Origin of the sequence: Nocardia sp. NPDC050412 (assembly GCF_044458825.1) — a bacterium.
GTDB lineage: Bacteria > Actinomycetota > Actinomycetes > Mycobacteriales > Mycobacteriaceae > Nocardia.
On record NZ_JBITIJ010000005.1, the window covers coordinates 266,365 to 289,505 of the forward strand.

The window sequence follows — 23,141 nt, forward strand, 5'->3', positions numbered from 1 at the left end:
ATCATTCCTCGCCCGGCTTCGGTTCTGGCGCTTGCATATTCTGTTCCTGCGCGACCCGCAGTCCGGCCAGCGTCGCCTCGCCCGCCGCACCGTCGAGCACGCCCGGGCGCTCGTCCGGGAAACCCGCGAGAATGCGAGAGGTCTGCTTGAACGTGCACAGCGGCGCACCGCGCGTCGGTGTCACTTGTTCGCCGCGGCGCAGCGAATCCACCAGTGCGGCAGTCGATTCCGGGGTCTGGTTATCGAAGAACTCCCAATTGACCATCACGACCGGCGCGAAATCGCAGGCCGCATTGCATTCGATGTGCTCGAGGGTGATCGACCCGTCCGCCGTGGTCTCGCCGTGCCTGATGCCCAGTCGACACTGCAGGGTCTCGAGAATGGCATCCCCACCCATCACCGCGCACAGCGTGTTGGTGCAGACTCCGACGTGATAGTCGCCGGTGGGCGTGCGACGGTACATCGAATAGAAGGTCGCCACCGCAGTGACCTCCGCACCGGTCAAGCCCAGCTGTTCGGCGCAGAACTCGATACCGGTGCCGGTGACGCAGCCCTCCTCGGCCTGCACCAGATGCAGCAGCGGCAGCAGCGCCGAGCGCGGCTCCGGATAGCGGGCGATGATCTCCTTGGCATCAACCTCCAATCGCTCGCGCACGAAAGCCGCGAACGGCTGCGGCCGGGTGGACAGCTTCAACAGGATCTCGGTCATCGGTCAACTCCACCCATCACCGGGTCGATGCTGGCGACGGAGGCGATGACGTCGGCGACCATCCCGCCCTCGCACATCGCCGCCACCGCTTGCAGATTCGTGAACGAGGGGTCGCGATAGTGCACCCGATACGGGCGGGTGCCGCCATCGCTGACCATATGCACCCCGAGTTCGCCGCGCGGCGACTCCACCGCCACATACACCTGTCCCGCCGGGACCCGGATTCCCTCGGTGACCAGTTTGAAGTGGTGGATGAGTCCCTCCATGGACGTGCCCATGATGCGGCTGATGTGCTTGGGGGAGTTGCCGAGGCCGTCCGGGCCCAGCTGCAGGTCCGCGGGCCAGGCGATTTTCTTGTCGTCCACCATCACCGGACCTGGGCGCAGTTTGTCCAGGCACTGTTCGACGATCTTGAGTGACTCCTTCATCTCCGCAACCCGAATCCAATAGCGGCCGTAGCAGTCACAGCCTGTGGTGGTGGGCACCTCGAATTCGTAGTTCTCGTAACCGCAATACGGTGCGGCCTTGCGCAGATCGTGTGGCAGACCGGTCGAGCGCAATACCGGACCGGTGATGCCGAGTGCCATGCAGCCGGTGAGGTCCAGGTAGCCGATGTTCTGGGTGCGTGCCTTCCAGATCGGATTCTGGGTGAGCAGATGATCCATATCGCGCAGCCGCTTCGGTAAGAGCTTCAGCAGCTCACGGACCTTGGTGACGCCATCGTCGGGCAGATCCTGGGCGAGACCGCCGGGCCGGATGTAGGCGTGATTCATGCGAAGGCCGGTGATGTTCTCGAAGACATCCAGGATCAGTTCGCGTTCCCGGAAACCGAACAGCATCGGGGTGAGCGCGCCCAACTCCATACCACCGGTCGCCAGCGCGACCAGATGCGAGGAGATCCTGTTCAGCTCCATGAGCATGACGCGAACGATGGTGGCGCGCTCGGGAATCTGGTCCTCGATATCGAGCAGACGCTCGACGCCGAGGCAGTACGCCGTTTCGTTGAAGAACGGGGACAGATAATCCATCCGGGTCACGAAGGTGGTGCCCTGCGCCCAGTTCCGGAATTCCAGATTCTTCTCGATGCCGGTGTGTAGATAGCCGATGCCGCAGCGGGCCTCGGTGACCGTCTCGCCCTCGATTTCCAGGATGAGCCGCAGTACGCCGTGTGTGGACGGATGCTGCGGACCCATATTGACGACGATGCGTTCCTCACCCGCGCCGTCGAGGGTCTCGGTGACCGCGCCCCAGTCTTGGCCCGCCACCGTGACCACAGCGGGTTCGGGCCCGGTGTCGTTGTGGACGCCGGGCCGGGTGTCGATGTCGTTCATTACTTGTACGCCCTCCGCTCGTCGGGCGGCGGAATGCGCGCGCCCTTGTACTCGACCGGGATCCCGCCGAGCGGGTAGTCCTTGCGCTGGGGGTGGCCACGCCAGTCGTCGGGCATGGTGATGCGCGTCAGCGAGGGGTGGCCGTCGAAGAGGATGCCGAAGAAGTCGTAGGTTTCCCGCTCATGCCAGTCGGTGGTCGGATACACGCTGAACAGCGACGGAATATGCGGGTCGGCGTCCGGTGCGGAGACCTCGACGCGCAGGCGCCGATTGTGGGTGATCGACATGAGGTGATAGACCGCGTGCAATTCGCGGCCCGCGTCGTCCGGGTAGTGCACGCCGTTCACGCCGAGGCAGAGCTCGAAACGCAGTGCGGCATAGTCGCGTAACGCCTTGGCCACCGTCACCAGATGTTCGCGCCGCACGTGCAGGGTGAGTTCGCCGCGGAAGACGATCACCTTCTCGATGACGGTCTCCCAGCTGGTGCCGACCGCACCGAGCGCGGCATGCAATTCGGTGACGAGCTCGTCGAAGTAGCCGCCGTAGGGTGCCGGGGTGCTGCCGGGCAGCGTCACCGGACGGACCAGGCGGCCGTAACCGGAGGTGTCGCCGGTACCGGTGACACCGAACATGCCGCGGCGCACGCCGATCACTTCCGCCGCTGGCGAATCCGCCTCCGGCGGTGTGCCTTCCGGGCCCGCGGTGGCCGCGGCGTCGACGAACTCCTGTGGTGTCCTGGTTTCGGTATTGTCGGGGGAGTCGAAGGTCATCGCAGCAGACCCTCCATCCGGATGGTCGGTGTGGACGCCAGCGCCGCCGCTTCGGCGGCACGGATGGCCTCCTCGCGGTTGACGCCGAGTGGCATCTGCTGGATCTTCGCGTGCAGTGCCAAGATCGCGTTCAACAGCATCTCCGGCCGCGGCGGGCAGCCGGGCAGATAGATATCGACCGGCACCACATGGTCCACGCCCTGCACGATGGCGTAGTTGTTGAACATGCCGCCCGAGGACGCGCAAACGCCCATGGCCAGCACCCATTTCGGTTCGGTCATCTGGTCATAGACCTGACGCAGCACCGGCGCCATCTTCTGGCTGACCCGGCCCGCGACGATCATCAGATCGGCCTGCCGCGGTGAGGCGCGAAACGCCTCCATTCCGAAGCGGGCGATATCGAAACGTCCTGCGCCGGTGGCCATCATCTCGATGGCGCAGCAGGCCAGTCCGAAAGTGGCCGGCCACAGCGAACCCTTGCGCAGATATCCGGCGAAATCTTCGACCGTGCTCAGCAGAAAGCCACTGGGCAGTTTTTCCTCGAGACCCATGTTCGACTAACTCTCACTTCCACTGTGCGTACCGTCCGACGCGGCGTAATGCCTTGTGGGCCAGTGCGTATGGGCAAATCAGTCCCAGCTGAGACCGCCGCGGCGCCATTCGTAGGCGTAGGCCACCGAGACATTGAAGATGAACAGCGCCATCGCGGCGAGACCGAAGAGACCGAGCGCATCGAAGTGGACAGCCCACGGGTAGAGGAACACGATCTCGATATCGAAGATGATGAAAAGCATGGCGGTGAGGTAGTACTTCACCGGAAAGCGTTGTCCGGTAACGCTTCCCGGCCCACCCGCGACAGCGTGCGGTGTCGGTTCGATGCCGCACTCGTAGGCCTCCTGTTTGGCCCGGTTGTAGCGCTTGGGGCCGATGAGGGCCGAGAGGATGACGGAGAACACCGCGAACGCGGCGGCGACCGCGCCGAGGACCAGGGTGGGCATCTCGATATTCACGACTGCACTTCCCCTCCTTGCGAGCTGTAGCTGGCGGTTGGGCGTCATGTCCCCCGACGGCGCCGAGATGGCCGACGTCGGAATCATGGCTGACCCTTTCGAGCGACCGGCAAGCAGTCGCTACGGGCAGCTTCCGAGGCGGGCTGACTTCGTTGTCCGCCTCGGTCAGACTCGCCTCATGGCCTGCTCGCACCGCGCGGGTCTGTCATATCGAGGCCCGCGCTCATGTGAGCTACGGCACAGCCTACAACTGTCGCGCGGGTTCGACCGTTTATTCGATTGGGGTCTTTGATCGAAAACGGGACTGCTATTTATGACTGAATCAGGGGTAATCCGCCCCGTTGGATCCGCTAAGTGATAGCGCCGTCACGTGACGTCAAAATGCCCGCGTCCCAGGACGCGGGCACGGGTGCGGCGATCGGTTCAGGCTGCCGAGCGGTTGTGCAATACCGCGACGACGGCCTCGGTGAGCCGGATCGGATCGATCGGATGGGATACGGCGGCCTCGGCGCGCGACCAGTTCGCGAGCCAGGCATCGTCGGGCCGGCCGGTGAGCACCAGAACCGGTGGGCACTGGGCGATCTCGTCCTTGAGTTGCTTGGCGATGCCGAGCCCGCCCACCGGGGCGGATTCCCCGTCCAGGATGGCCAGGTCGATACCGCCCGCATCCATCTGCTCGATGACCACGGGTGCGGTCGCCACCTCGAGGTATTCGAAGGCGGGCAGCTCGGGATGCGGGTGTCTGCCCAGTGCCAGCATTACTTGGCGCCGGGTGTCGGCGTCGTTGCTGTAGACCAAGACCCGCAGTGGGGTGGAACGAATCGCATCGGCCACGCAGGGATGGTACGTCGGGGTGGGGGTGCGGCGTGGCAGGTTGGCACAGATTGCTCGGGACGCGTCGCACTGTCGTCGGGTGGCGGCGTGGAATGCGCGCGCGGGCAAGGTAATCGAAAGCGGTTGCCTGGGTATGGCAGCCAACGGGGTGGGTGAGCTCAGTTTCGGCCGGTAGCATCCCGAAAATGCGGGGAGATATCACGCGCGAACTCGTCGAAACCGACGTGTGGACCGACGAGATGGTGGGCCGGGCGGGCATCCCGGTGGTGGATGTGCCGTTCGTGACCATCGGCAGCGGGATCGGATCCTTCGTCACCTATGACACCTTGCGGATCTACGGTGTTCCGGCGGCAGCGATGGCAGTACTCGGGCCGCAGGAGGTGCCGTGGTCGTCGTATGAGTATCTGACGCGGGTATCGCAGATTCCGCGCGGCGAGCGATTGCGCAGCGACTCGGCCTCGACGCCGGACAATATCTGGGGTTTTCCGTCATATGCGGTGCGCGAGGCGTTCGCGGAGAAAACGATCCGGCCGCTGTGGAATGTGTGCACCGAGCCGATCCTCAGTGATTACTACACGCCGCGGGCGGGGCAGGCGTTCGTCGCGATGGAACGAGAGTTCCGCCGGATCGGATACGCGGGTTCGTTGCACAAAGGGCATGTGCGCATGGTGCGCAAGCGCTATGACGGCGGGTATTTCAGCGTCCTCACCCCGCCGGCGGGTGCGGCGCCGACCAAGCGGATCGCGTTTCGCAGTGCGTATGTACATGTGGGCGTGGGTTATCCGGGGCTGAAGTTGTTGCCGGATCTGCAGGAGTATCGGGAGAAGTACCGGGATCCGACGCGGGTAGTGAATGCGTATGAACCGCATGAGCACGTGTATCAGGCATTGCAGCGCAGGCCGGGGAAGGTGATGATCCGCGGTAGCGGGATCGTGGCCAGTCGGGTGTTGCAGCGGCTTATCGATGACCGGGACAAACTGCGGCTGAATACCGAGATCCTGCATCTTTTTCGGCACTACGTGGCGGCCGCGCACGGACCGAGTATTTTCAGTCGACGCAAGGGCGGCGACGGGTGGTCCTATCAGGGATTCAACTATCCGAAGTCGGTATGGGGCGGGCAGCTCAAAGCGAAAATGCGCACGCTGCAAGGAGAGCAGCGCGCGCAGGCCTACCACGAGATGGGCGGGACGAACACCCCGGTGCGCTCGAATTGGCAGGAGCAACTGCGGCGCGGACGTAAGGAGGGGTGGTATCAGGTGATGGCGGGCAGTGCGCGCCAGCTGCGGCCCGGGCGAGGGCAGGGCGGGGTGATCACCACGATCGTGCCGGATCCCACGGCCGCACTGCCGTTTCCGCCGCCGACCCGGCCGTTCGACATTTCGGCCGATTACATAATCGACTGCACCGGTTTGGAGGCCGATGTGCGCGAACATCGGTTGTTGGCGGATCTGCTGGATCACGCCGGGGCCGGGCGTAACCCAGTGGGGCGCATGGATGTGGCGACCACCTTCGAGTTGATCGGTACCCGAAGTGGCAGCGGACGCATCTACGCATCAGGTAGTGCGACGCTGGGTGGACCGTTTCCGGGAGTGGATACCTTCCTCGGGTTGCAGATCGCGGCGCAGGAGATCGCGGACGACCTTGCGGCACTGGGTTTCTGCGAGCGGATGGGACCGCTGCGGTCGACTCGGCAATGGTGGTTGTGGGCGACCAACAAGAAGATCTGATCGATGCTGCTTACCTTGAACGGGCGGATCCAGACCCGCATACTCGCGCTCGGCATTATCGGATTGCTGGTCGCGGTGATCATTACACCGGTTCTGCCGACCGGATCGCTGTCACTGGGCAATGCCTATCGGGTGACGCTGTCGGTGTTGCTGGCGACCGTGCTCGTCGGCGTACTGTGGGAATTGCTTTACCATTTTCTGCAGCAATTCCGGTGGGAGAAGGACTGGCCCACGCTGTTCGGCTTCTGGACGGTGACCAACGAGGCGGCGCTGATGTGGGTCCTCGTGCACCACACAACCATTGTGCTGCCGCGTGCGTTGCACCCGTCGCTGACGGCATTCCTCATCCAGTTCATCGTGACGTGGATCGTGTTCTGGCTCATCGTGAACGGGCCGATGCGGGTGGTGTTCCATCGGTGGCGGTTCCAGGGTGGGCGATTTCGGTGAGTCCGCAGCTCGAGGTGCTGCCAGGAGCTGCGCACCTGATCGCGAACAGTGGTGGCGTTGTGCTGGTCGTCGCGCACCGTTCGGAAATTGCGGCCGATGCCGAATCGCGCACGGCGCAGACGATGACGGCATTGCTCGAGCTGGTGCGCGAGGCCGGTGCCTCGGAGATACCGCGCAGCGGACGCATGTTTGCACGGCTCGCCACCACCTGGTTGATGAGCCTGGACGACGAGGACCACGTGGAATTCGGCGTGATCACCCCGAGCGCGACCGGCGTTGCGTTATTCCTGCACGGCGGGGTGACCGCGGTGCTGGAGAGCTCGGATCGCACCGAAATATTGCGCGGCAGGGACGCCGGCTTCACGGTCGACCGCGTGGTGATCCCGGCACCAGAGATCGGGATCGGGCTGTTCGTGGACGAGGACGGAATGACCGAGTCGACGCTACCGGGCCGCGGCATCGCCGGACTCGGTGATGGAACGGTGCCCGGTGCCGGTGCGGTGATGTGGTTCGGGGTGCCTGTGTCGGGTCGTGCACCGGCGGTGCGGAGGTCTCCTGAGGTCGAGTCGGTGCGAGATGGAGTGCTTCAGGCCGTGGCATCGGCGGAAGGCTTGGAAGCGGTGCCGCAGGTCGTGGAAGCGGACCGGCGCGAGCTTCCGAGGCAAGTTGTCGAAGTGATCGGTCCGGTGGCGATGAGATCGGGAGGCGAGGTCGAGCCACAGCCGGAAGGCGGTGCGGTGCGGCCGCCGATCGGGGGTGGCTCGGCGGGAAAGGCGGCACCGTGGGAGCGCGCGTCCGCGATGGGCATGGGAAACCTGCCGCCGAGGAATGCGGTATCGAGCGTCGGGGAGCGGCGGCGAGTCGGGCTGCAGAAGGGTGCGCAGTCCGAGATCGGGGTACCGGAGGCGTCGCCGAATGGGGTCGCCGGGAGCGGTAGGGCGGTTGTTCGGGGGTTCATGTGCTCGCGGCAGCATTTGAACGATCCCCGCGTGTCGTTCTGCGCGGTGTGTGGGATTCGGATGGATCAGCTGACCTGTGTGTTGACCGAGGGGGTGCGACCGCCGCTGGGGTTGCTGATGCTCGATGACGGGACATCATTCGTACTCGATAACGACATCGTCCTCGGGCGAGAACCCGAACACGCCGAGGCGGTGCGACGTGGCGCGCGACCGATCCGGTTGCCGGACAGCTCCGGCGCGATGTCGCGGGCACATGTGGAGGTTCGGCTGGTCGAATGGGATGTCGCCGTGATCGACCAGGGCTCGGCCAACGGCACCTACATCCGCATGCCCGGCCACCATGAGTGGCTGCGCGCCATGCCGAATCAGCTGACCACCTTGGCAGCCGGTGCTCAGATCCTGCTCGGCGGCCGCATCCTCAGCTTCGACTCCCAACACAGCCAGTTCTGAATTCGTGAAATGGTGAGGCGCGTCGCCGAACGCTGCCACGTGCGTCGAAATACTGTCGATACCGCGCGTCGCGTCGATATGTGGTGTGTCCGAGTTCGATATTCCAGGTAGGGAGTTCTCGATGGATTCGCGTGGTTCGTTGCGTTGGTTGACCATGGCTGCCGTGTCGGTGCTGTCGGTCGCGACGTGCTTGTCGGTAGCGGCGGCGACCCCCGTTCACGGCGATGCTCGTCGCCCCAACATCGTGATGATCCTCGCCGATGACCTCGATGCGATGACAACGCCGGTTTGGCAGGCGATGCCGCGCACCGCCACGCTGATTCGTGACCGCGGTGTCGATTTCACCAACGGTTTCGCGCCGATGCCGATCTGCTGCGCTGCCCGGTCGTCGATTTTGACCGGAGCATACGGGCACAACACCGGCGTTCTCACCAACGGTGGTGAAGTCGGCGGCTTCGAAGCCTTCCGCGCCAACGGCAACGAATCCCATACCATCGCGACATATCTGCATGACGCCGGTTATCGCACCGGGATGGCCGGTAAATATCTCAACGGCCTCGAACACGACCCCGACCACATTCCGCCCGGCTGGGATGACTGGAACGCGGGCATCGACAACTTTCTCTACGCCGGTTACAACTACACTCTCAACGAGAACGGCACTCACGTGAAATACGGTGTCGTGCCGAAGGATTACGAAACCGACGTCATCGGCGAAAAATCCGTTCGGTTCATCACCGACGCCGCCGCCACCGGGCAGCCGTTCTTCTGGTATGCCGCCTCCACAGCGCCGCACTTCCCGATCCCGCCCGCGCCACGGCATCTGGCCGAGACCACGCCGACCGCGGCACCACAGTCGGCGAACTTCCAGGAGCCCGATGTTTCCGACAAACCCAGTTGGCTTATCGACACCGCGGACGTCCGCGCGGCGACGATCGCGGCGACCAACGACATCGACTACACCAACCGGCTCGGCGCACTGAAATCGTTGGACGAGATGGTCGCCGCGATCGTCGATACCCTCGAGCGCACCGGCCAGCTCGACAACACCTATCTGATCTTCACCTCTGACAACGGCTACAGCCTCGGCGCGCACCGGCTCACGCAGAAGATGGCGCCCTACGAGGAATCCATGCGAGTACCCCTCGCTGTCGCCGGTCCCGGTATCAGCCACGGCGCCACCCATGCGATGGGTCTGTCGATCGACCTCGCACCCACCATCCTCGATTGGGCTGCTCTCGCCATCCCCGACCGGATGGACGGTCGTTCGCTCGCACCGGTGCTGCACGGTGACACCAGCGGCTGGCGCACCGACTTCGCCGCCGAATACGGCGGCCCGGGCGTGGACGGCCGCAACGGCATTGTCCAGGAACAGATCCCGGGCACCGAGACACCGGCGATGTATGCCTTCGACATGCCGTCCTGGGTCGCGGTGCGCACCGAGCGGTATCTGTATGTGCGCTGGTACGACCGTGAACGCCCGCTCGCTGACCGCGAATACGAGCTATATGACCTCGCCGCAGATCCGTACCAACTGACCAACCTGATCAAAACTCCGACCGGCCGAGCCGAGCACGCCGCCACCATCACCGAACTCGACCATCGTCTCACTGAATTGACGACCTGTGCCGGACGCGCCTGCCGCTAGGTTCGCGGTGGCTCGCCAGAACGCCCGCGCAGTCAGCGGGGAGGATTTTTTCACGATCGCGGTTCCGTCGGGACGCGGCACGGTCGGAAACCGACCAGACAACTCCCGCCGACGAGTCCGTCTCGGACTGATCGTGACGGAAACTCTAGTCGCGTTCGAAGCGGACGATGCCGGACCAGGGGTTGCGGCCCGGTTTACGCGGGTTGGGCTGGGGGAGATAGGTGAACGGGCGCAGGTACCAGGGTGCACGGTGGAGTTTGCGGGCGTGCACGAGGAGATGTTCGATTTCGCGGGGGAGCCAGCCGAGATCTTCGAAGTAGGCGATGCCGTTGCCGGGTTCGAAATCGAGAGGTGCGTTCTCGAACATCGAATTCGAGCGCATGCGGTGCATTCCCACGGTGACGTCCATGACCCACCAGCGGATCTCCGGCCGCGACAGCGCGGCGGCGATGGTGCGGACCGTCTCCTCCTCCAGATACATCAGCAGACCTTCGGTCAGCACCAAAGCTTTTGTGGCGGGCAAATTTTCGGGGCCGAGCGGACCGAGTGCCCAGTCCAGGAACGTCGCCAGCGCGACCGGATCGGCCAGGTCGACACCACGGCGGATCAGCGCACAGTGCGGCTGCTCATCCGCGAGGGCGGCTTCCTTTTCCGCGGTGAGCGCGGGCAGATCGGCCTCCACCCAGACGAAATCGGCGGACAGGTCCAGGCGGTAGGGGCGGGTGTCGAGCCCGGCGGCGAGATTGAGCACGCGGTCGCAGCCCTCGGCGACGGCGGTCGCGATCAGGTCGTCGATGAGTTTGGTTCGGGTGACCACCGGCCAGCCGTTGCGCATCATCCGCGACGCGGCCGCCACCATGGCGTATCCGCGCTCACCGGCCAGGCCTTCGGCGAGCGGATCGTGGAACAGCGCATCCTCGCGGGCGGTCTCCAGCGCGCGATAGGCGGCCACCCAACGCGCGGTATCGGACACATTCGAAATCAACGTTTCCCCACCAGCCATGCGCGCCAGTCTGGCACAGCGGCGCCCCTCCACCGAGCCAGGGTCCCCGCTGGCCATCCGATAGAATTTCGGCCGGGAAATCGGACCGCGCGGAACATGATATTCACCGGCTCGTAACAGCGAAACATGCTGCTGAGCCGGTATTCGGTTCACAATCATCTCAATGGCGAATTCACCGCCGAGAACCTGCGCGATCATTTCGATCGCCAGTCGGGTGGAGTCCGGGTGCCGTGCCCCCGGACTCCACCGCCCGGGGGGTTGGTAGCGCGTCCAGATAGCTTGCCGCGCCGCCCGCGCCAGCGGCTCGCCGAGCGCAGGCATATGGCGGTCGATGCGGCGTGGGCGACCACCATTCGACTGCGTTCGACGGAATCTCGGAACCAAGGTTCGAACGGCACAAGCCATCTGGACGCGGCACTCTAGCCGGGGTGGAAGGCGTGCGCGCCCACTTCGGCTGGGTCGAGGATATGGGCGAGAAAGAGGCGGGCAGTCGGGGTGGGGGTGCGTGTCGTTACGGCATGCCATGGCCGGTCCATGGGGGTGCCGTCGACCGGAAGTACTTGCAGCAGACCGGTCTCCAGGTCTTGGGCCAATGCGTCGCTGTGAATGAGGGTCACGCCCAAGCCTTCACGAGCGGCGGCCAGGACAGCGCCGTGGCTGCCGAGGGTGAGGGTGGGCGGGGAGATCTCCAGGCGATCGATGAGGCTGAGAGTGGCGTCGCGGGTGCCGGAACCGCGACCGCGCAGCAGCCAGGTGCTGTGCAGTGGATCGGGGCAGCCGGGCGCGCCGACGACGACGAGCTGACTGGCCCGTCGGGCGCGGATGACCAGCCCGGTGTCACGTGGCGGGCGGCCCGCGATGACGAGATCGGTTTCGTGGTGGTGCAATTCGAGGAACAGCACATCGCGTGGGTGCACCGACAGGCTCAGTTCGATATCCGGATAGCGATTCCGGAATGACGCCAGCGGCCCGAGCAGCACATACTCACCCGCCGTTGCGACTACACCGATCCGCAGCTTGCCGGTCTCGGCCCGGCGCACCGCGGCATTGGCCTCTTTCATGAGGCCGAGGATGGTGCGGCAGTATTCGGAGTAGATGCGTCCGGCCTCGGTGAGCGCGATACCGCGCCCGGCCTTCGCGATGAGCTTTGCCCCGAGCTGCTTTTCGATGTGCGCGACGGCCGCTGACACGGCGGCCTCGGTGATGTGCAGCTGGGTGGCGGCGCGGCGAATGCTGCCCTGCCGAGCCACGGCCAGGAATGTTTCCATCCTTGCCGCACTCACCATACCCACAATTCGACGGTATCAAACTCAATGAATCCGTTGAGTATTCCGAGGAACAATCAAATTGTTTGTCGTCGACAACGCCGTCATCCTTGAACTCAGTAGGCGTTCACCCCACGTCTCAGGCGCAGCATCCCGCACAACACCCGAACCGAGGTGTCCTGCTCGATATCCGGGCGCGGGTGCCTCGCGCAACACGTCCCGAGCGCGGATGACCCGCAAAACGAGCGGAGCAATGATGACCGACGAAACCGAACCCAATCGCTGGGATCCGGGTGTCCACTCCTACGCTTCGATGGGCTACTACGCCCCGGACTATGTCCCCAAAGATACCGATGTACTCGCCGTCTTCCGTGTAACCCCGCAGAAGGGCGTGGATCCGATCGAGGCCGCGGCCGCCGTCGCGGGCGAATCATCCACCGCCACATGGACTGTCGTATGGACCGACCGTCTCACCGCACACGACCGCTACCAGGCCAAGTGCTACCACATCGATGAGGTTCCCGGCCGCCCCGGCGAGTACTTCGCCTATATCTCCTACGATCTCGATCTCTTCGAAGAGGGTTCGATCACCAACCTCACCTCCTCGATCATCGGCAATGTCTTCGGCTTCAAACCGCTGCTGGCACTGCGCCTGGAGGATATGCGGATTCCGGTGGCCTACGTCAAAACCTTCCAGGGCCCGCCGCACGGCACCGTCATGGAGCGCGAGTACCTGAACAAATACGGTCGGCCGCTGCTCGGTGCGACGGTGAAGCCGAAACTCGGTCTGTCCGCGCGGAATTACGGTCGGGTGATCTACGAGGCATGCAAGGGTGGCCTGGATTTCACCAAAGACGACGAGAACATCAACTCCCAGCCGTTCATGCGTTGGCGCGACCGGTATCTGTTCGCCATGGAAGGTGTCAACCGCGCTGTGGCCGAAACCGGTGAGATCAAGGGGCATTACCTCAATGTCACAGCGGCGACCATGGAGGAGATGTACGAGCGCGCCGAGTTCGCCAAGCAGTTGGGCAGCGTCGTGATCATGATGGATCTGACGGTGGGATTCACTGCCATGCAGTCGATGTCGCATTGGGCGCGGCGCAATGGCGTTCTGCTGCACCTGCATCGGGCCGGGCACTCCACCTACACGCGGCAGAAGACCCACGGCGTGAGCTTCCGGGTACTGGCCAAGTGGTGTCGGCTGATCGGCGTCGATCATCTGCACGCGGGCACCGTCGTCGGCAAACTCGAGGGCGATCCGGCGACCACCAGGGGCTTCTACGACACGTTGCGGGAGAACCATATTCCCACCAATCCGGGCAACGGCATCTTCTTCGACCAGCATTGGGCCAGCCTCGGCGGTGTCATGCCGGTGGCCTCCGGCGGCATTCATGCGGGCCAGATGCACCAGTTGCTCGATCTTTTCGGCGATGACGTGGTCTTGCAGTTCGGCGGCGGCACCATTGGCCATCCGCTCGGCATCGCCGCGGGGGCGGAGGCGAATCGGGTGGCTCTGGAGGCGGTCGTCAAGGCCCGCAACGAGGGTCGCGATCTGCTCAAAGAAGGTCCGGATGTACTGCGCAAGGCCGCCGAGATGTGCCGCCCGCTCGATGTCGCGCTCTCGACCTGGGGCGATGTCACCTTCGACTACACCTCCACCGACGCGCCGGATGCCGTGCCGACGGCCAGCCGCTGAACGACAGGACCCCGCACATGTATCTGCGCCACGGAACCTTCTCGTATCTGCCCGAACTTACCGACGCCGAAATCGCGGCCCAAGTGCGTTACGCCTTGCTCAACAACTGGCCGGTGTCCATCGAATACACCGATGATCCGCACCCTCGCAACGCCTACTGGGAGATGTGGGGGCTGCCGCTGTTCGATCTCGACGAGCCCGACGGCGTGCTCGCCGAGATCGACGCATGCCGCAATACCTTTCCGCGACACTACATTCGGGTCCTCGCCTACGATGCCCGCTACGGCAGGCAGACCACCGCACTGAGCTTCCTGGTGCAGCGTCCCGTCGGCGAGCCCGGATTCGTGCTGACCCGCACGGAGGGACCGGACCGGCGCCAGACCTACGGTCTGCACTCGTATGCCACCGACGAACGGCCCGGTAGCCGATATGGCGGCTGAAAGATCGAGCGCGGCAAGTGGTTTCCGATTGCACCGGCCCGGTGCGGACGACGGCAGGCCGGTGCGGGCGGTGCCCGCGGACGCACCGCCGGAAGAATTGCTGGCCGAGGACGCGGTGCTGGATCTGTCCGCCGATATCGCCGGCAATGACGTCGCGGACGTATTGACCAGGCTCGACGCCGAACTCGTCGGTCTGGCGAATGTGAAGCGGCGGGTGCGCGAGATCGCGGCGCTGCTTCTGATCGATCGGGCCAGGCAGCGCTTCGGCCTGCAGGCATCCCGGCCGACCATGCATATGAGCTTCACCGGCGGCCCCGGCACCGGCAAGACGACCGTCGCCTTGCGGATGGCCGAGATGTTGCACGCGCTCGGCTATATCCGTAAACCGAAGGTGCACACGGTAACTCGTGACGATCTGGTCGGCCAGTTCATCGGTCACACCGCACCCAAAACCAAGGAGGCGCTGGCCAAGGCAGCCGGGGGAGTGCTGTTCATCGATGAGGCCTACTACTTGTTCCGGCCGGAGAACGAACGCGATTACGGACAGGAAGTCATCGAAATCCTGCTGCAGGAGATGGAGAGCGAGCGCACCAGCCTGGTGGTGATCTTCGCGGGCTATCCGGACCGGATGGAGAAATTCTTCTCCGCCAATCCGGGATTGTCCTCGCGGGTAGCTCATCATCTGGAATTCAGCGACTACACCCACGACGAGTTGGTGCGCATCGCCGAACTCATGGTGGCACGGGACAATTTCCGCTTCGACGATCCCGGATACGCCGCCTTCGGTGAGTATCTCACACTGCGGATGTCCCGCCCCCGATTCTCCAATGCGCGCAGCGTCCGCAATGCTCTGGACCGCTGCCGGTTACGGCAGGCCAAACGGCTGGTCGAGCTGCGGCGACCGCTCACCAAGACCGACCTGATCACACTGCTCGACCGAGATGTGTACGGCAGCAGTGTATTCCGCGGCATGAGCGACGGGCCCGGAGGCGGCAGCCTGCGTAACCACGCAGGGCCCCGGGAGCACCGCCAATCGGACACAGCAGGACAGCAGCCGGATGGGCCGACCGCAAGGGCCCCCGCGTGACGAGATCGAGAACTCATGCCAGAAGGATTGAAGACCCTCACCCGATACACGATCGAGGAGGAGCACCGGCATCCCGGATCGTCCGGCGAATTCTCCGCTCTGGTGAATGTCGTCGCGACCGCGACGAAAATCATCGCCAACCAGGTGACCAGAGGCGCCATTGTCGGCTCACTGGGCGCCTCCGAACCCGATAACCTGCCGCCGACTGTGCACCGCAAACTCGACGCCATCGCCAATGACATCATGGTGGCCGAGACCCAATGGACGGGGCATCTGTCGGCGCTGTTATCGGAACAGATGACCGATATCCATCCGGTGCCCGATGTACACCGGCGCGGCAAATATCTGCTGGCCTTCGATCCATTGGACGGATCCTCGAATATCGATGTAAACCTGCCGGTCGGAACGATTTTCAGTGTGCTGCGGGCAGCGGATGACACTGCGCCGCGTACCGCTGACTTCCTGCAGCCGGGCGTGCGGCAGGTCTGCGCTGGATTCACGCTGTACGGACCGGCGACGATGCTGGTGCTCACCACCGGTAGTGGCGTCGACGGATTCACCCTGGACCGGGAGATCGGGGCATTCGTGTTGACCCATCCGCGGATGCGAATCCCAGAAGATACTTCCGGATTCGCGATCAATGCCGCCAATGAGCGGTTCTGGGAACGGCCGGTGCGGCGGTATGTCCACGAATGTCTCGACGGTGTGGACGGGCCGCGGGGGCGGGATTTCAATATGCGCTGGGTCGCGTCGTTGGTCGCGGATACCTTCCACATCCTGACCCGCGGCGGGGTCTACCTGTATCCATACGACACTCGGCGGTCGGGGCGAGTGTCGTTGCTGTACGGCGCGAATCCGATCGCCTACATCGTCGAACAGGCTGGCGGCTGGGCGACGACGGGCGGTGATCGGGTGCTGGAGGTAGTGCCGGGACAGGTGCATCAGCAAGTACCGCTGATCTTCGGTTCGCGCAATGAGGTCGCGCGGATCGAGCGCTATCACAGCGAGCCCGAGGAAGGGCCCAGCTTCGACAGTTCACTGTTCGGGTCGCGATCGTTGTTCCGTCCGGCCGGGCGCTGAGTTCTGTTGTACGGCAATCGAGGAGGTGTCATGTCGGTCAAACATCCCGTCGTCGCCATTACCGGATCCTCCGGTGCGGGCACGACCAGTGTCACGCGGACCTTTCAGGAGATATTCCGCCGCGAAGGCATCAATGCGGTGGTCGTAGAGGGGGATTCCTTCCATCGCTACGACCGTAACGAGATGAAGCTCGCGATGGCCGAGGCGGAGCAGAGCCACAATCGCACCTTCTCGCATTTCGGCGAGGAGGCGAATCTGCTGAAAGAGCTCGAGACGCTGTTCCGGGATTACGGTGAGACCGGCGTCGGTTCGGTGCGCAAATATCTGCACGACGAGTTGGAGGCCAAACCCTATGGTCAACCCGCAGGCACCTTCACACCGTGGGAGGATCTGACACCGGGCAGCGATCTGCTGTTTTACGAGGGATTACACGGCGCCGCCGTCACCGATTCGGTGAATGTCGCGCAATACGCGGATCTGCTGGTCGGCGTGGTGCCGATCGTCAACCTCGAATGGACCCAGAAGGTGATCCGGGATAAGACCGAACGCGGCTATTCCAGTGAGGCCGTGATCGATACGATCCTGCGCCGCATGCCCGATTATGTGAAATACATCTGCCCCCAGTTCTCCCACACCTACGTCAACTTTCAACGCGTCCCCACTGTCGATACCTCGAATCCCTTCATCGCCCGAACCATTCCCACCGCCGACGAAAGTTTCGTCGTCATCCGCTTCGCCGACCCCAAGGTCATCGACTTCCCCTATCTGCTATCCATGCTGCACGACTCGTTCATGTCCCGCCCCAACTGCATCGTGGTACCGGGCGGCAAAATGGAACTGGCCATGCAACTCATCTTCACCCCGCTGATTCTGCGGCTGATGGATAAGCGCCCCAAGCGTTCTCGTTGATCGGCGCTCTGCGGGGGTGGTTCACCGACCGTCGCAGGTCGACAGACACTCGAAGCGACCACCGCGATTGCGGTGGTCGCTTCGGATTCTGGCGAAAATAGGAGCGAACGGGTCGCCAGTAATTCAGAGGCACCAGACCAAGTTCGCTGATCCTGGCATAGGAATGGTGAAGCACAGCCCGATCGAGCCGTCGACCGGCGATGCGGAAGTCTCACTGGCGGATGCGGTGGATGCCCCGATGACGCCGAGGGCCAGTACGATTGCGGTTGCGCCGACGGAACCGGCAATTCTGGTAACCATCTGATCGTCTCTTCTCGTGTGGACTTCTGCGCCAGAAAAGGCGCGGGACAAGTAGCGCGAGAACGAGCGCCTCGGACATTTCGTGCTATGCGACCATCGTCCGCGCATTCGCGTCCATCAACAAGGGGCCTTCGACCCGAACCTCGGCGTCGGAGGATTCTAGCTACCGAAGAGTTTCCCGGTCAGCATACGGTTTACTCGAAAACATGCACTGTCCGATATTCCGTTATGCCCCGTTTTCTCTCGAAGTCGATTCATTAACACAAGTAACCGAAAAGCGGTCGCGGGATCACGGCCGCGAACAGATATACGAGCCACCCTTGACCACATCGCGCGGAAGCGCTGAGACTTACAACTCGCCCTGTTCGCGGCGGCGATCCATGTCGCGTTGACGTTGTTCCTCTTGGCGGCGGGCCTCGCGGCGCTGCGATTCGGCGCGTTCGCGCAGACCGCGCAGGAAGGCTTCGTCATCGTCCGGGTTCTGCGGGACGTAGCGGCCGGGGCGGTCGTATTCGGCGTAGCGGGTGGTGGAACGCGGGGCACCTTCGTGCAGGGGGCGGCCCGCGAACAGCCACAGCAGCGCGCCCACGGTCGGCACCAGGATGACGACGATGAGCCACGCGAGCTTCGGCAGGTTCCGGATGCCCGCGTCGGGGCAGGTGACGATGTCGACCAGGCAGTAGACCCACAGGGCCAACGTGATCAGACCGAATACTGCGTATGGCATCGAAATCTCCTCGGGCGCACGGCAATAGCAATGGCCTGCTCATCCGTGGTTTCCGAAAGCTCGATGGTCACCCCCCGCCGAACCGGCCTGCATGGAGGGTACACGCCGCATTCGAGCGATCAGTCCGGCAGCAGTGGGACCGAGACGCCTTCGCCGCGGCCGATCAGGGCGGCGCGGGTGACGGCCGATGAGCCGAAGCGGCGGCGCAGGTCGTCGAGGGTGGCATCGAGGGTGTTGGTGGCGCGGGGTTCCAACGGCAGCGTGAGCTGGACGGCGTCGGCATTCTCGAGATTGGTCAATGCCAGGCCGATCAGGGTGAGCCCCCGCTCCTGGATCATGGGCATCGCGGTGCTGAGCAAGGTGCGTGCGGCGTAGAGGATGGTTTCGGTGTGATCGGTCGCCTCGTTCAGGGTGTGCGAGCGGGTGGCGCGGGTGAAATCGTCGAAACGCATGCGCAGCACCACGGTTCGGGTCACCCGGCTGGCAGCGCGTAGCCGACGGCCGAGTCGGTCGGTGAGGCCGTGCAGGTAGGCCTCGATCTCGTCGGGCGGTCGGTGCCGACGACCGAGTGCGCGTTGCGCGCCGATGGAGCGGCGGCGGACCTCGGTTTCGACGCGACGCGGATCGCGTGCCCACGACAGTGCGTACAGGTGCCGGGCAGCGGCGGGTCCGAGGATGGCACGCAACGGTGCTTCGCCGAGGTCGGCGAGTTGTCCGATGCGGGTGATGCCGTGTTCGTGCAGGGTGCGGGAGGTGACCTCACCGACGCCCCACAGTCGTTCGACCGGCAGCGGGTGCAGGAAAGCGAGTTCGAGTTCCGGCGGCACCAGGCGCAAGCCGTCAGGTTTGGCGACCGCGCTTGCCACCTTGGCCAGGAATTTCGTGCGCGCGATACCGACCGAAATCGGCAACCCGACCTGCTCGCGCACCGCATCTCGCAACCGTCGTCCGATCTCGACGGGTTCGCCTGCGATCCGCCGCAGCCCACCCACATCGAGAAACGCCTCATCGATCGAAATGCCCTCGACCACCGGGGTCGTGTTGTGGAAGATCTCGAAGACGGCCCTACTCGCCTCGGCATAGGCCGACATGCGCGGCGGCACCACCATCGCATGCGGGCAAAGCCGCAGCGCCGCACCACCATTCATCGGTGTGCGCACCCCGAACGCCTTCGCCTCATAACTGGCTGCCAGCACAACCCCACCACCGACGATCACCGGGCGCCCCCGCAGCCGCGGATTATCGCGCTGTTCCACCGAGGCATAGAACGAGTCGAGATCCGCATGCAAAATCGACGCCTCGGCCCGCGCCTCGATCCGCGGCCTTCGGGGACGCGGCGAATTCAGGCGGGCAGACTCGGACACGAACATATGTTCGCATAGACGACCCTCTCGCGCGTCAAACTTTCTGGCAGGGTTGCTCGGTTCACCCTCGGGGCACATCGAGCCAGGAAGGCGCCGGTCTGTGGCGCGGTCACGGCGGTTGAAGATTCCGGTCGAGGACACGGTGCGGGTGGTGTTGTCGGTGCTGGCCGGTGAGATGAGCGCCGCGGAGGCTGCTCGGCGTGGGGTGAGCACGGTATCGGTGGGCAAGTGGGAGCAGGCGTTCCTGGAGGTCGGCATCAAGGCGCTGGAGGAGTTGCCCTGCGGCACGGCCCGGGCGCAGGGGACGCCGGAGCAGCGGCGATTGCGGATGGAGAACGAGCAACTGAAGCTGGCACTGGCGGAAGCGACGGTGCAATTGCGGGTGTGGCAGCACGGCGCCACCTTGGTGGATCAGGTTCCTTCGCTGACCTCGAAGCCCTGAGAGCGGCAGAGGGACTGCCGGTTTCGAGGTTCGCTCGGCTGGCCGGCATTCCCGAACGCACCTATCGGCGGCGGCTGGCTCGGCTCGGCGACGGGTATCCGCAGCATGGTCCGTGGCCATCGCCGAAGGTGGAACGGTTCGAGCCGATCTGACCCAGACCGCCCGCGGTGCCGATGCCGTGGCCTGTCCGCGGCTCGCGGTCACCGAAGCCGAACGGGTTCTCGACCTCGACGATTTGCATACAGACCGTGGGCTGGCGGTGTCGTCTATCGCGCCGATGGTATGAGCACGATTCTGCCGAACACCTCGCCAGCTTCCATTTTCTGGTGGGCCACAACAGCCTGATCCAGGGAAAGCGCCTCGTGCACAACTGCTTCCAGCTCGCCACGAGCTGCGGCAGCGAACAGTTCGGTGGTCGCGGCCCATCGCTCGGGTGCGGGCACGGTGTCGGCACTGAAGGTCGCGAATGACATCGACTTCCGGAACGCCGCGACCATCGCAGCGCCGAAGTCCGCCGGTGGCATGCCTGCCATCGCGCCGACGGCCACCATGCGACCGTTCGGCGCGAGCCTGGCGAAGAATGAAGGCAGATCCGCACCGGCGACGATGTCGAGGATGAGGTCGTAGCCCGCGGGAGCGTCCTGTGCACCCCGGCCGGCGCGGTCGAGCACGTGGGTTGCGCCCAGCTTGCGCAGGCGAGCGCCACGCTCGGCCGACGAGGTCGTGACCGCCACCGCGCCGGCGCCGCCACGAGCCGCGAGCTGGACCGCCATGACCCCGATACCACCGGCCGCACCGCGCACCAGCACCGACTCACCGCGAGCGAAGTGGGCATGGCGCAGGCCGAAGTGGGCCACCGTTGCCGAGCCGCCGAGCGTCACTGCGTCGATGGCCGACAGGTCCGCCGGGAGAGGGACGAGCGTCTCGGCCGATGCGACGGCCTGTTCGGCATAGCCGCCGCTCTCACCGGTGAGCGCCCACACGCGTCGGCCGACCCATGCGGTGTCGACGCCCTCGCCGACCTCGGTCACGGTCCCCGCGACCTCGCTGCCGAGGACGCGACCGGGTATGGCGCCGTACGTGGCCAGCGCGCCGCTTCGGATCAGGGCGTCGAGACCACCGACGCCGATCGCGGAGGTGGAGCTGGAGTAGGCGGCGTTGAACGAGTTCGCCAAGGACGTCTATGGATGTCAAGCCGCCGTCGCTCAATAGTCGGATCGCAACGCGCGGAACACTTCTCGTGCGAGCAGGATCGCGCCGTTGGCGGGGTTCATCATGGAACTATCCGTCTGTGTCGCCGTGCTGCCCAATTGGCCACTAGAGAGCCGTCAATTAATAGCCTCTAGGCATTGTCGACTGACGCTTCGATGAGACTGGGTTGACAACAAGATCGCGTCTACAGGGCTCTATCCAGGCATTTCAGTATGCTAGTCAAATTGAAATCAGTTCAGTATGCTGGCGTCGAAACCGACCGAGGAGACGTCGCCATGACGCAGACCACAAACCATTCCGAGGCGCCCGATCGAGACCTGGGCGGCTGCCCAGTCATGCATCGCGACTTCGCATCCCCGCAGGCGGCCGGCCGACATTGGGAGCTGGCGGACGAACTGCGCGAGACGAGCCCGGTCTTCTTCAATACCTTCGCCCAGGGCTACTGGGTGTTCACCCGGCATGACGCGGTACGCGACATCTACAAATTGCCGGAGGTGTTCTCGAGCGAGTCGATCACACCTTGGGAGCCGGATCCGATCTACCGCTTCGTCCCGACGCAGATCGACGCGCCCGACCACATCAAGTACCGCAAGATCGTCAACGCGTGGTTCTCGCCGCACGCGATCGACGAGGCGGAACAGACGATGCGCGATCGGTGCCGCAAACTCGTCGAGGAGGTGGCCCCCACGGGTAGGTCCAACTTTGTCGGTGAGTTCGCCCTGCGCTTTCCCACCGAGGCGTTCCTGAGCGTGATCGGCATCGATCCTTCCGACGCGGACCTGTTCGTGCCGTGGGTCGAGGACTTCTTCGGCGGGTTCGGCGGCGACCCCGCCGGTTTGGAGCCGATGGGCAAGGCGCTCGAGGGTATCCGCGAGTACTGGGTGGCCGCCCTCGCGCAGCGACGGGCCGATCCGGTGCCTCGTCAAGGCGATCTCGCCACGCACCTGCTGCATTCGACCTTCGACGATCGTCCGCTCACCGACGCCGAGATGCTCGACATGCTCACGGTGCTGGTGCTGGCCGGGCTCGACACGACCCGCGGCACCCTCGGCTACCTGTTCCGCCACCTCGCTACGCACCCCGAGCATCGCAGGCAGCTGATCGAACAGCCGGAGCTGATCCCGTCCGCGGTGGAGGAGGTGCTGCGTTTGTACACGATCGTTTTCGGCGACGGGCGAAAGGTGACTCGCGACATCGAGTTTCACGGTGTTCAGCTGAAGCAGGGCGATATGGTCTATGCGCTCGTCTCCGGCGCGAACCGAGATCCGCGGGCGTACGACCAGGCCGACGAGTTCGTCATCGATCGCCAGCGCAATCAGCACATGGGCTTCGCGAACGGCCCGCACCGGTGCCTCGGGTCCCATCTCGCGCGGCGCGAGCTGCGTATCGCGGTCGAGGAGTGGCTGCGGGTTATCCCGGACTTCCATATCGCGGGCGAGGAACAGCTGACCGAGCGCGGTGGCGGCGCGATGATGACGCTGACCCGACTTCCACTGGCGTGGGCGGTGCAGTCGTGAGAATGACGATCGACGGCGCGAGCTGCACCGGGCACGGCCGCTGCTATTCGATGGCGCCGGACTTGCTCACCTGCGATGACGAAGGTTTTGTCGCAATGCGGGATCAGCCGATCGAGGTGCCCGACGATCAGGCTGGGGCTGCGGCCGACGCGGCCGGGACCTGCCCCGAAGGGGCCATCACCTTGGGCGCGTAGTGACTTGTCGCTACCCG

The 23,141-nt window shown here is 64.5% G+C and carries 23 protein-coding genes; 12 read left to right on the top strand and 11 right to left on the bottom strand.

All coding sequences use genetic code 11. The features are described 5' to 3' along the window. Window position 1: 1 nt before the first annotated feature. The 6 genes from nuoE to ACIBI6_RS15680 all read right to left on the bottom strand — a co-directional run bounded on the left by nuoE (window position 2) and on the right by ACIBI6_RS15680 (window position 4,579). The gene (gene nuoE / locus ACIBI6_RS15655; protein ID WP_396956702.1) at window positions 2-709 is read right to left on the bottom strand and encodes an NADH-quinone oxidoreductase subunit NuoE; all 708 of its coding nucleotides are present in this window, start codon (window positions 707-709) and stop codon (window positions 2-4) included. Further along, on the bottom strand, window positions 706-2,040 hold the full coding sequence (locus tag ACIBI6_RS15660; RefSeq protein ID WP_364356482.1) for an NADH-quinone oxidoreductase subunit D: 1,335 nt from the start codon (window positions 2,038-2,040) through the stop codon (window positions 706-708). Before ACIBI6_RS15660 ends, nuoE begins: the two co-directional genes overlap by 4 nt. Continuing rightward, entirely contained in the window at window positions 2,040-2,810 is a 771-nt protein-coding gene (locus tag ACIBI6_RS15665; RefSeq protein WP_396956705.1) for an NADH-quinone oxidoreductase subunit C, read from the bottom strand. Before ACIBI6_RS15665 ends, ACIBI6_RS15660 begins: the two co-directional genes overlap by 1 nt. Next, window positions 2,807-3,361 carry an NADH-quinone oxidoreductase subunit B family protein gene (locus ACIBI6_RS15670; protein WP_364356488.1) on the bottom strand — a complete coding sequence of 185 codons (555 nt, stop codon included), beginning with the start codon at window positions 3,359-3,361 and terminating at the stop codon, window positions 2,807-2,809. The genes ACIBI6_RS15665 and ACIBI6_RS15670 overlap by 4 nt, the downstream gene beginning before the upstream one ends. Before the next feature lie 78 nt (window positions 3,362-3,439). Then, window positions 3,440-3,808, bottom strand: coding sequence for an NADH-quinone oxidoreductase subunit A (locus ACIBI6_RS15675; protein ID WP_396957051.1), 369 nt, complete (start codon window positions 3,806-3,808; stop codon window positions 3,440-3,442). Window positions 3,809-4,243: 435 nt separating this feature from the next. After that, entirely contained in the window at window positions 4,244-4,579 is a 336-nt protein-coding gene (locus ACIBI6_RS15680; RefSeq protein WP_364356665.1) for a hypothetical protein, read from the bottom strand. Window positions 4,580-4,839: 260 nt separating this feature from the next. On the opposite strand from ACIBI6_RS15680, the gene ACIBI6_RS15685 reads away from it, so the two are divergent. The 4 genes from ACIBI6_RS15685 (at window position 4,840) to ACIBI6_RS15700 (ending at window position 9,885) form a co-directional block, all read left to right on the top strand. Further along, window positions 4,840-6,381, top strand: coding sequence for a hypothetical protein (locus tag ACIBI6_RS15685; protein WP_396956707.1), 1,542 nt, complete (start codon window positions 4,840-4,842; stop codon window positions 6,379-6,381). Between the two features lie 3 nt (window positions 6,382-6,384). After that, complete coding sequence (locus tag ACIBI6_RS15690) at window positions 6,385-6,828, top strand: hypothetical protein (protein WP_364356495.1); 444 nt, start codon at window positions 6,385-6,387, stop codon at window positions 6,826-6,828. Continuing rightward, window positions 6,825-8,237, top strand: a complete 1,413-nt coding sequence (locus tag ACIBI6_RS15695) for an FHA domain-containing protein (RefSeq protein ID WP_364356498.1) — start codon at window positions 6,825-6,827, stop codon at window positions 8,235-8,237. Before ACIBI6_RS15690 ends, ACIBI6_RS15695 begins: the two co-directional genes overlap by 4 nt. A 121-nt stretch (window positions 8,238-8,358) precedes the next feature. Continuing rightward, window positions 8,359-9,885, top strand: a complete 1,527-nt coding sequence (locus ACIBI6_RS15700) for a sulfatase (protein ID WP_396956710.1) — start codon at window positions 8,359-8,361, stop codon at window positions 9,883-9,885. Between the two features lie 145 nt (window positions 9,886-10,030). On the opposite strand, the gene ACIBI6_RS15705 is transcribed toward ACIBI6_RS15700, so the two are convergent. Next, window positions 10,031-10,888, bottom strand: a complete 858-nt coding sequence (locus ACIBI6_RS15705) for a class I SAM-dependent methyltransferase (protein ID WP_396956712.1) — start codon at window positions 10,886-10,888, stop codon at window positions 10,031-10,033. A gap of 419 nt (window positions 10,889-11,307) precedes the next feature. Then, window positions 11,308-12,174 carry a LysR family transcriptional regulator gene (locus ACIBI6_RS15710; protein ID WP_364356668.1) on the bottom strand — a complete coding sequence of 289 codons (867 nt, stop codon included), beginning with the start codon at window positions 12,172-12,174 and terminating at the stop codon, window positions 11,308-11,310. Window positions 12,175-12,409: 235 nt separating this feature from the next. Between ACIBI6_RS15710 and ACIBI6_RS15715 the strand changes: the two genes are divergently transcribed. From ACIBI6_RS15715 to ACIBI6_RS15735, 5 genes are read left to right on the top strand one after another with little or no spacing between them, the layout of a single operon-like run. Next, entirely contained in the window at window positions 12,410-13,852 is a 1,443-nt protein-coding gene (locus ACIBI6_RS15715; RefSeq protein WP_396956714.1) for a form I ribulose bisphosphate carboxylase large subunit, read from the top strand. A 17-nt stretch (window positions 13,853-13,869) separates the two neighbouring features. After that, window positions 13,870-14,292 carry a ribulose bisphosphate carboxylase small subunit gene (locus ACIBI6_RS15720; RefSeq protein ID WP_396956716.1) on the top strand — a complete coding sequence of 141 codons (423 nt, stop codon included), beginning with the start codon at window positions 13,870-13,872 and terminating at the stop codon, window positions 14,290-14,292. Beyond that, on the top strand, window positions 14,282-15,379 hold the full coding sequence (locus ACIBI6_RS15725; RefSeq protein WP_396956718.1) for an AAA family ATPase: 1,098 nt from the start codon (window positions 14,282-14,284) through the stop codon (window positions 15,377-15,379). Before ACIBI6_RS15720 ends, ACIBI6_RS15725 begins: the two co-directional genes overlap by 11 nt. Window positions 15,380-15,394: 15 nt before the next feature. Continuing rightward, on the top strand, window positions 15,395-16,459 hold the full coding sequence (locus ACIBI6_RS15730) for a class 1 fructose-bisphosphatase (RefSeq protein WP_364356515.1): 1,065 nt from the start codon (window positions 15,395-15,397) through the stop codon (window positions 16,457-16,459). Window positions 16,460-16,489: 30 nt separating this feature from the next. After that, complete coding sequence (locus ACIBI6_RS15735) at window positions 16,490-17,368, top strand: phosphoribulokinase (protein ID WP_364356518.1); 879 nt, start codon at window positions 16,490-16,492, stop codon at window positions 17,366-17,368. Between the two features lie 649 nt (window positions 17,369-18,017). Here ACIBI6_RS15735 and ACIBI6_RS15740 read toward each other — a convergent pair. Continuing rightward, window positions 18,018-18,395, bottom strand: a complete 378-nt coding sequence (locus ACIBI6_RS15740; protein ID WP_364356521.1) for a PLD nuclease N-terminal domain-containing protein — start codon at window positions 18,393-18,395, stop codon at window positions 18,018-18,020. Window positions 18,396-18,514: 119 nt separating this feature from the next. Next, complete coding sequence (gene dinB / locus ACIBI6_RS15745; protein ID WP_396956720.1) at window positions 18,515-19,765, bottom strand: DNA polymerase IV; 1,251 nt, start codon at window positions 19,763-19,765, stop codon at window positions 18,515-18,517. A 94-nt stretch (window positions 19,766-19,859) separates the two neighbouring features. Between dinB and ACIBI6_RS15750 the strand changes: the two genes are divergently transcribed. Next, entirely contained in the window at window positions 19,860-20,201 is a 342-nt protein-coding gene (locus tag ACIBI6_RS15750; RefSeq protein WP_396956721.1) for a helix-turn-helix domain-containing protein, read from the top strand. A gap of 266 nt (window positions 20,202-20,467) precedes the next feature. On the opposite strand, the gene ACIBI6_RS15755 is transcribed toward ACIBI6_RS15750, so the two are convergent. After that, window positions 20,468-21,376, bottom strand: coding sequence for a zinc-binding dehydrogenase (locus ACIBI6_RS15755; protein WP_364356530.1), 909 nt, complete (start codon window positions 21,374-21,376; stop codon window positions 20,468-20,470). Between the two features lie 312 nt (window positions 21,377-21,688). On the opposite strand from ACIBI6_RS15755, the gene ACIBI6_RS15760 reads away from it, so the two are divergent. Both ACIBI6_RS15760 and ACIBI6_RS15765 read left to right on the top strand, forming a co-directional pair. Then, a complete protein-coding gene (locus ACIBI6_RS15760; RefSeq protein WP_364356533.1) occupies window positions 21,689-22,930 on the top strand; it encodes a cytochrome P450 in 1,242 nt (413 codons plus the stop codon). 2 nt (window positions 22,931-22,932) lie between these two features. Further along, a complete protein-coding gene (locus tag ACIBI6_RS15765; protein ID WP_364356536.1) occupies window positions 22,933-23,124 on the top strand; it encodes a ferredoxin in 192 nt (63 codons plus the stop codon). The last annotated feature ends 17 nt before the right edge of the window (window positions 23,125-23,141 follow it).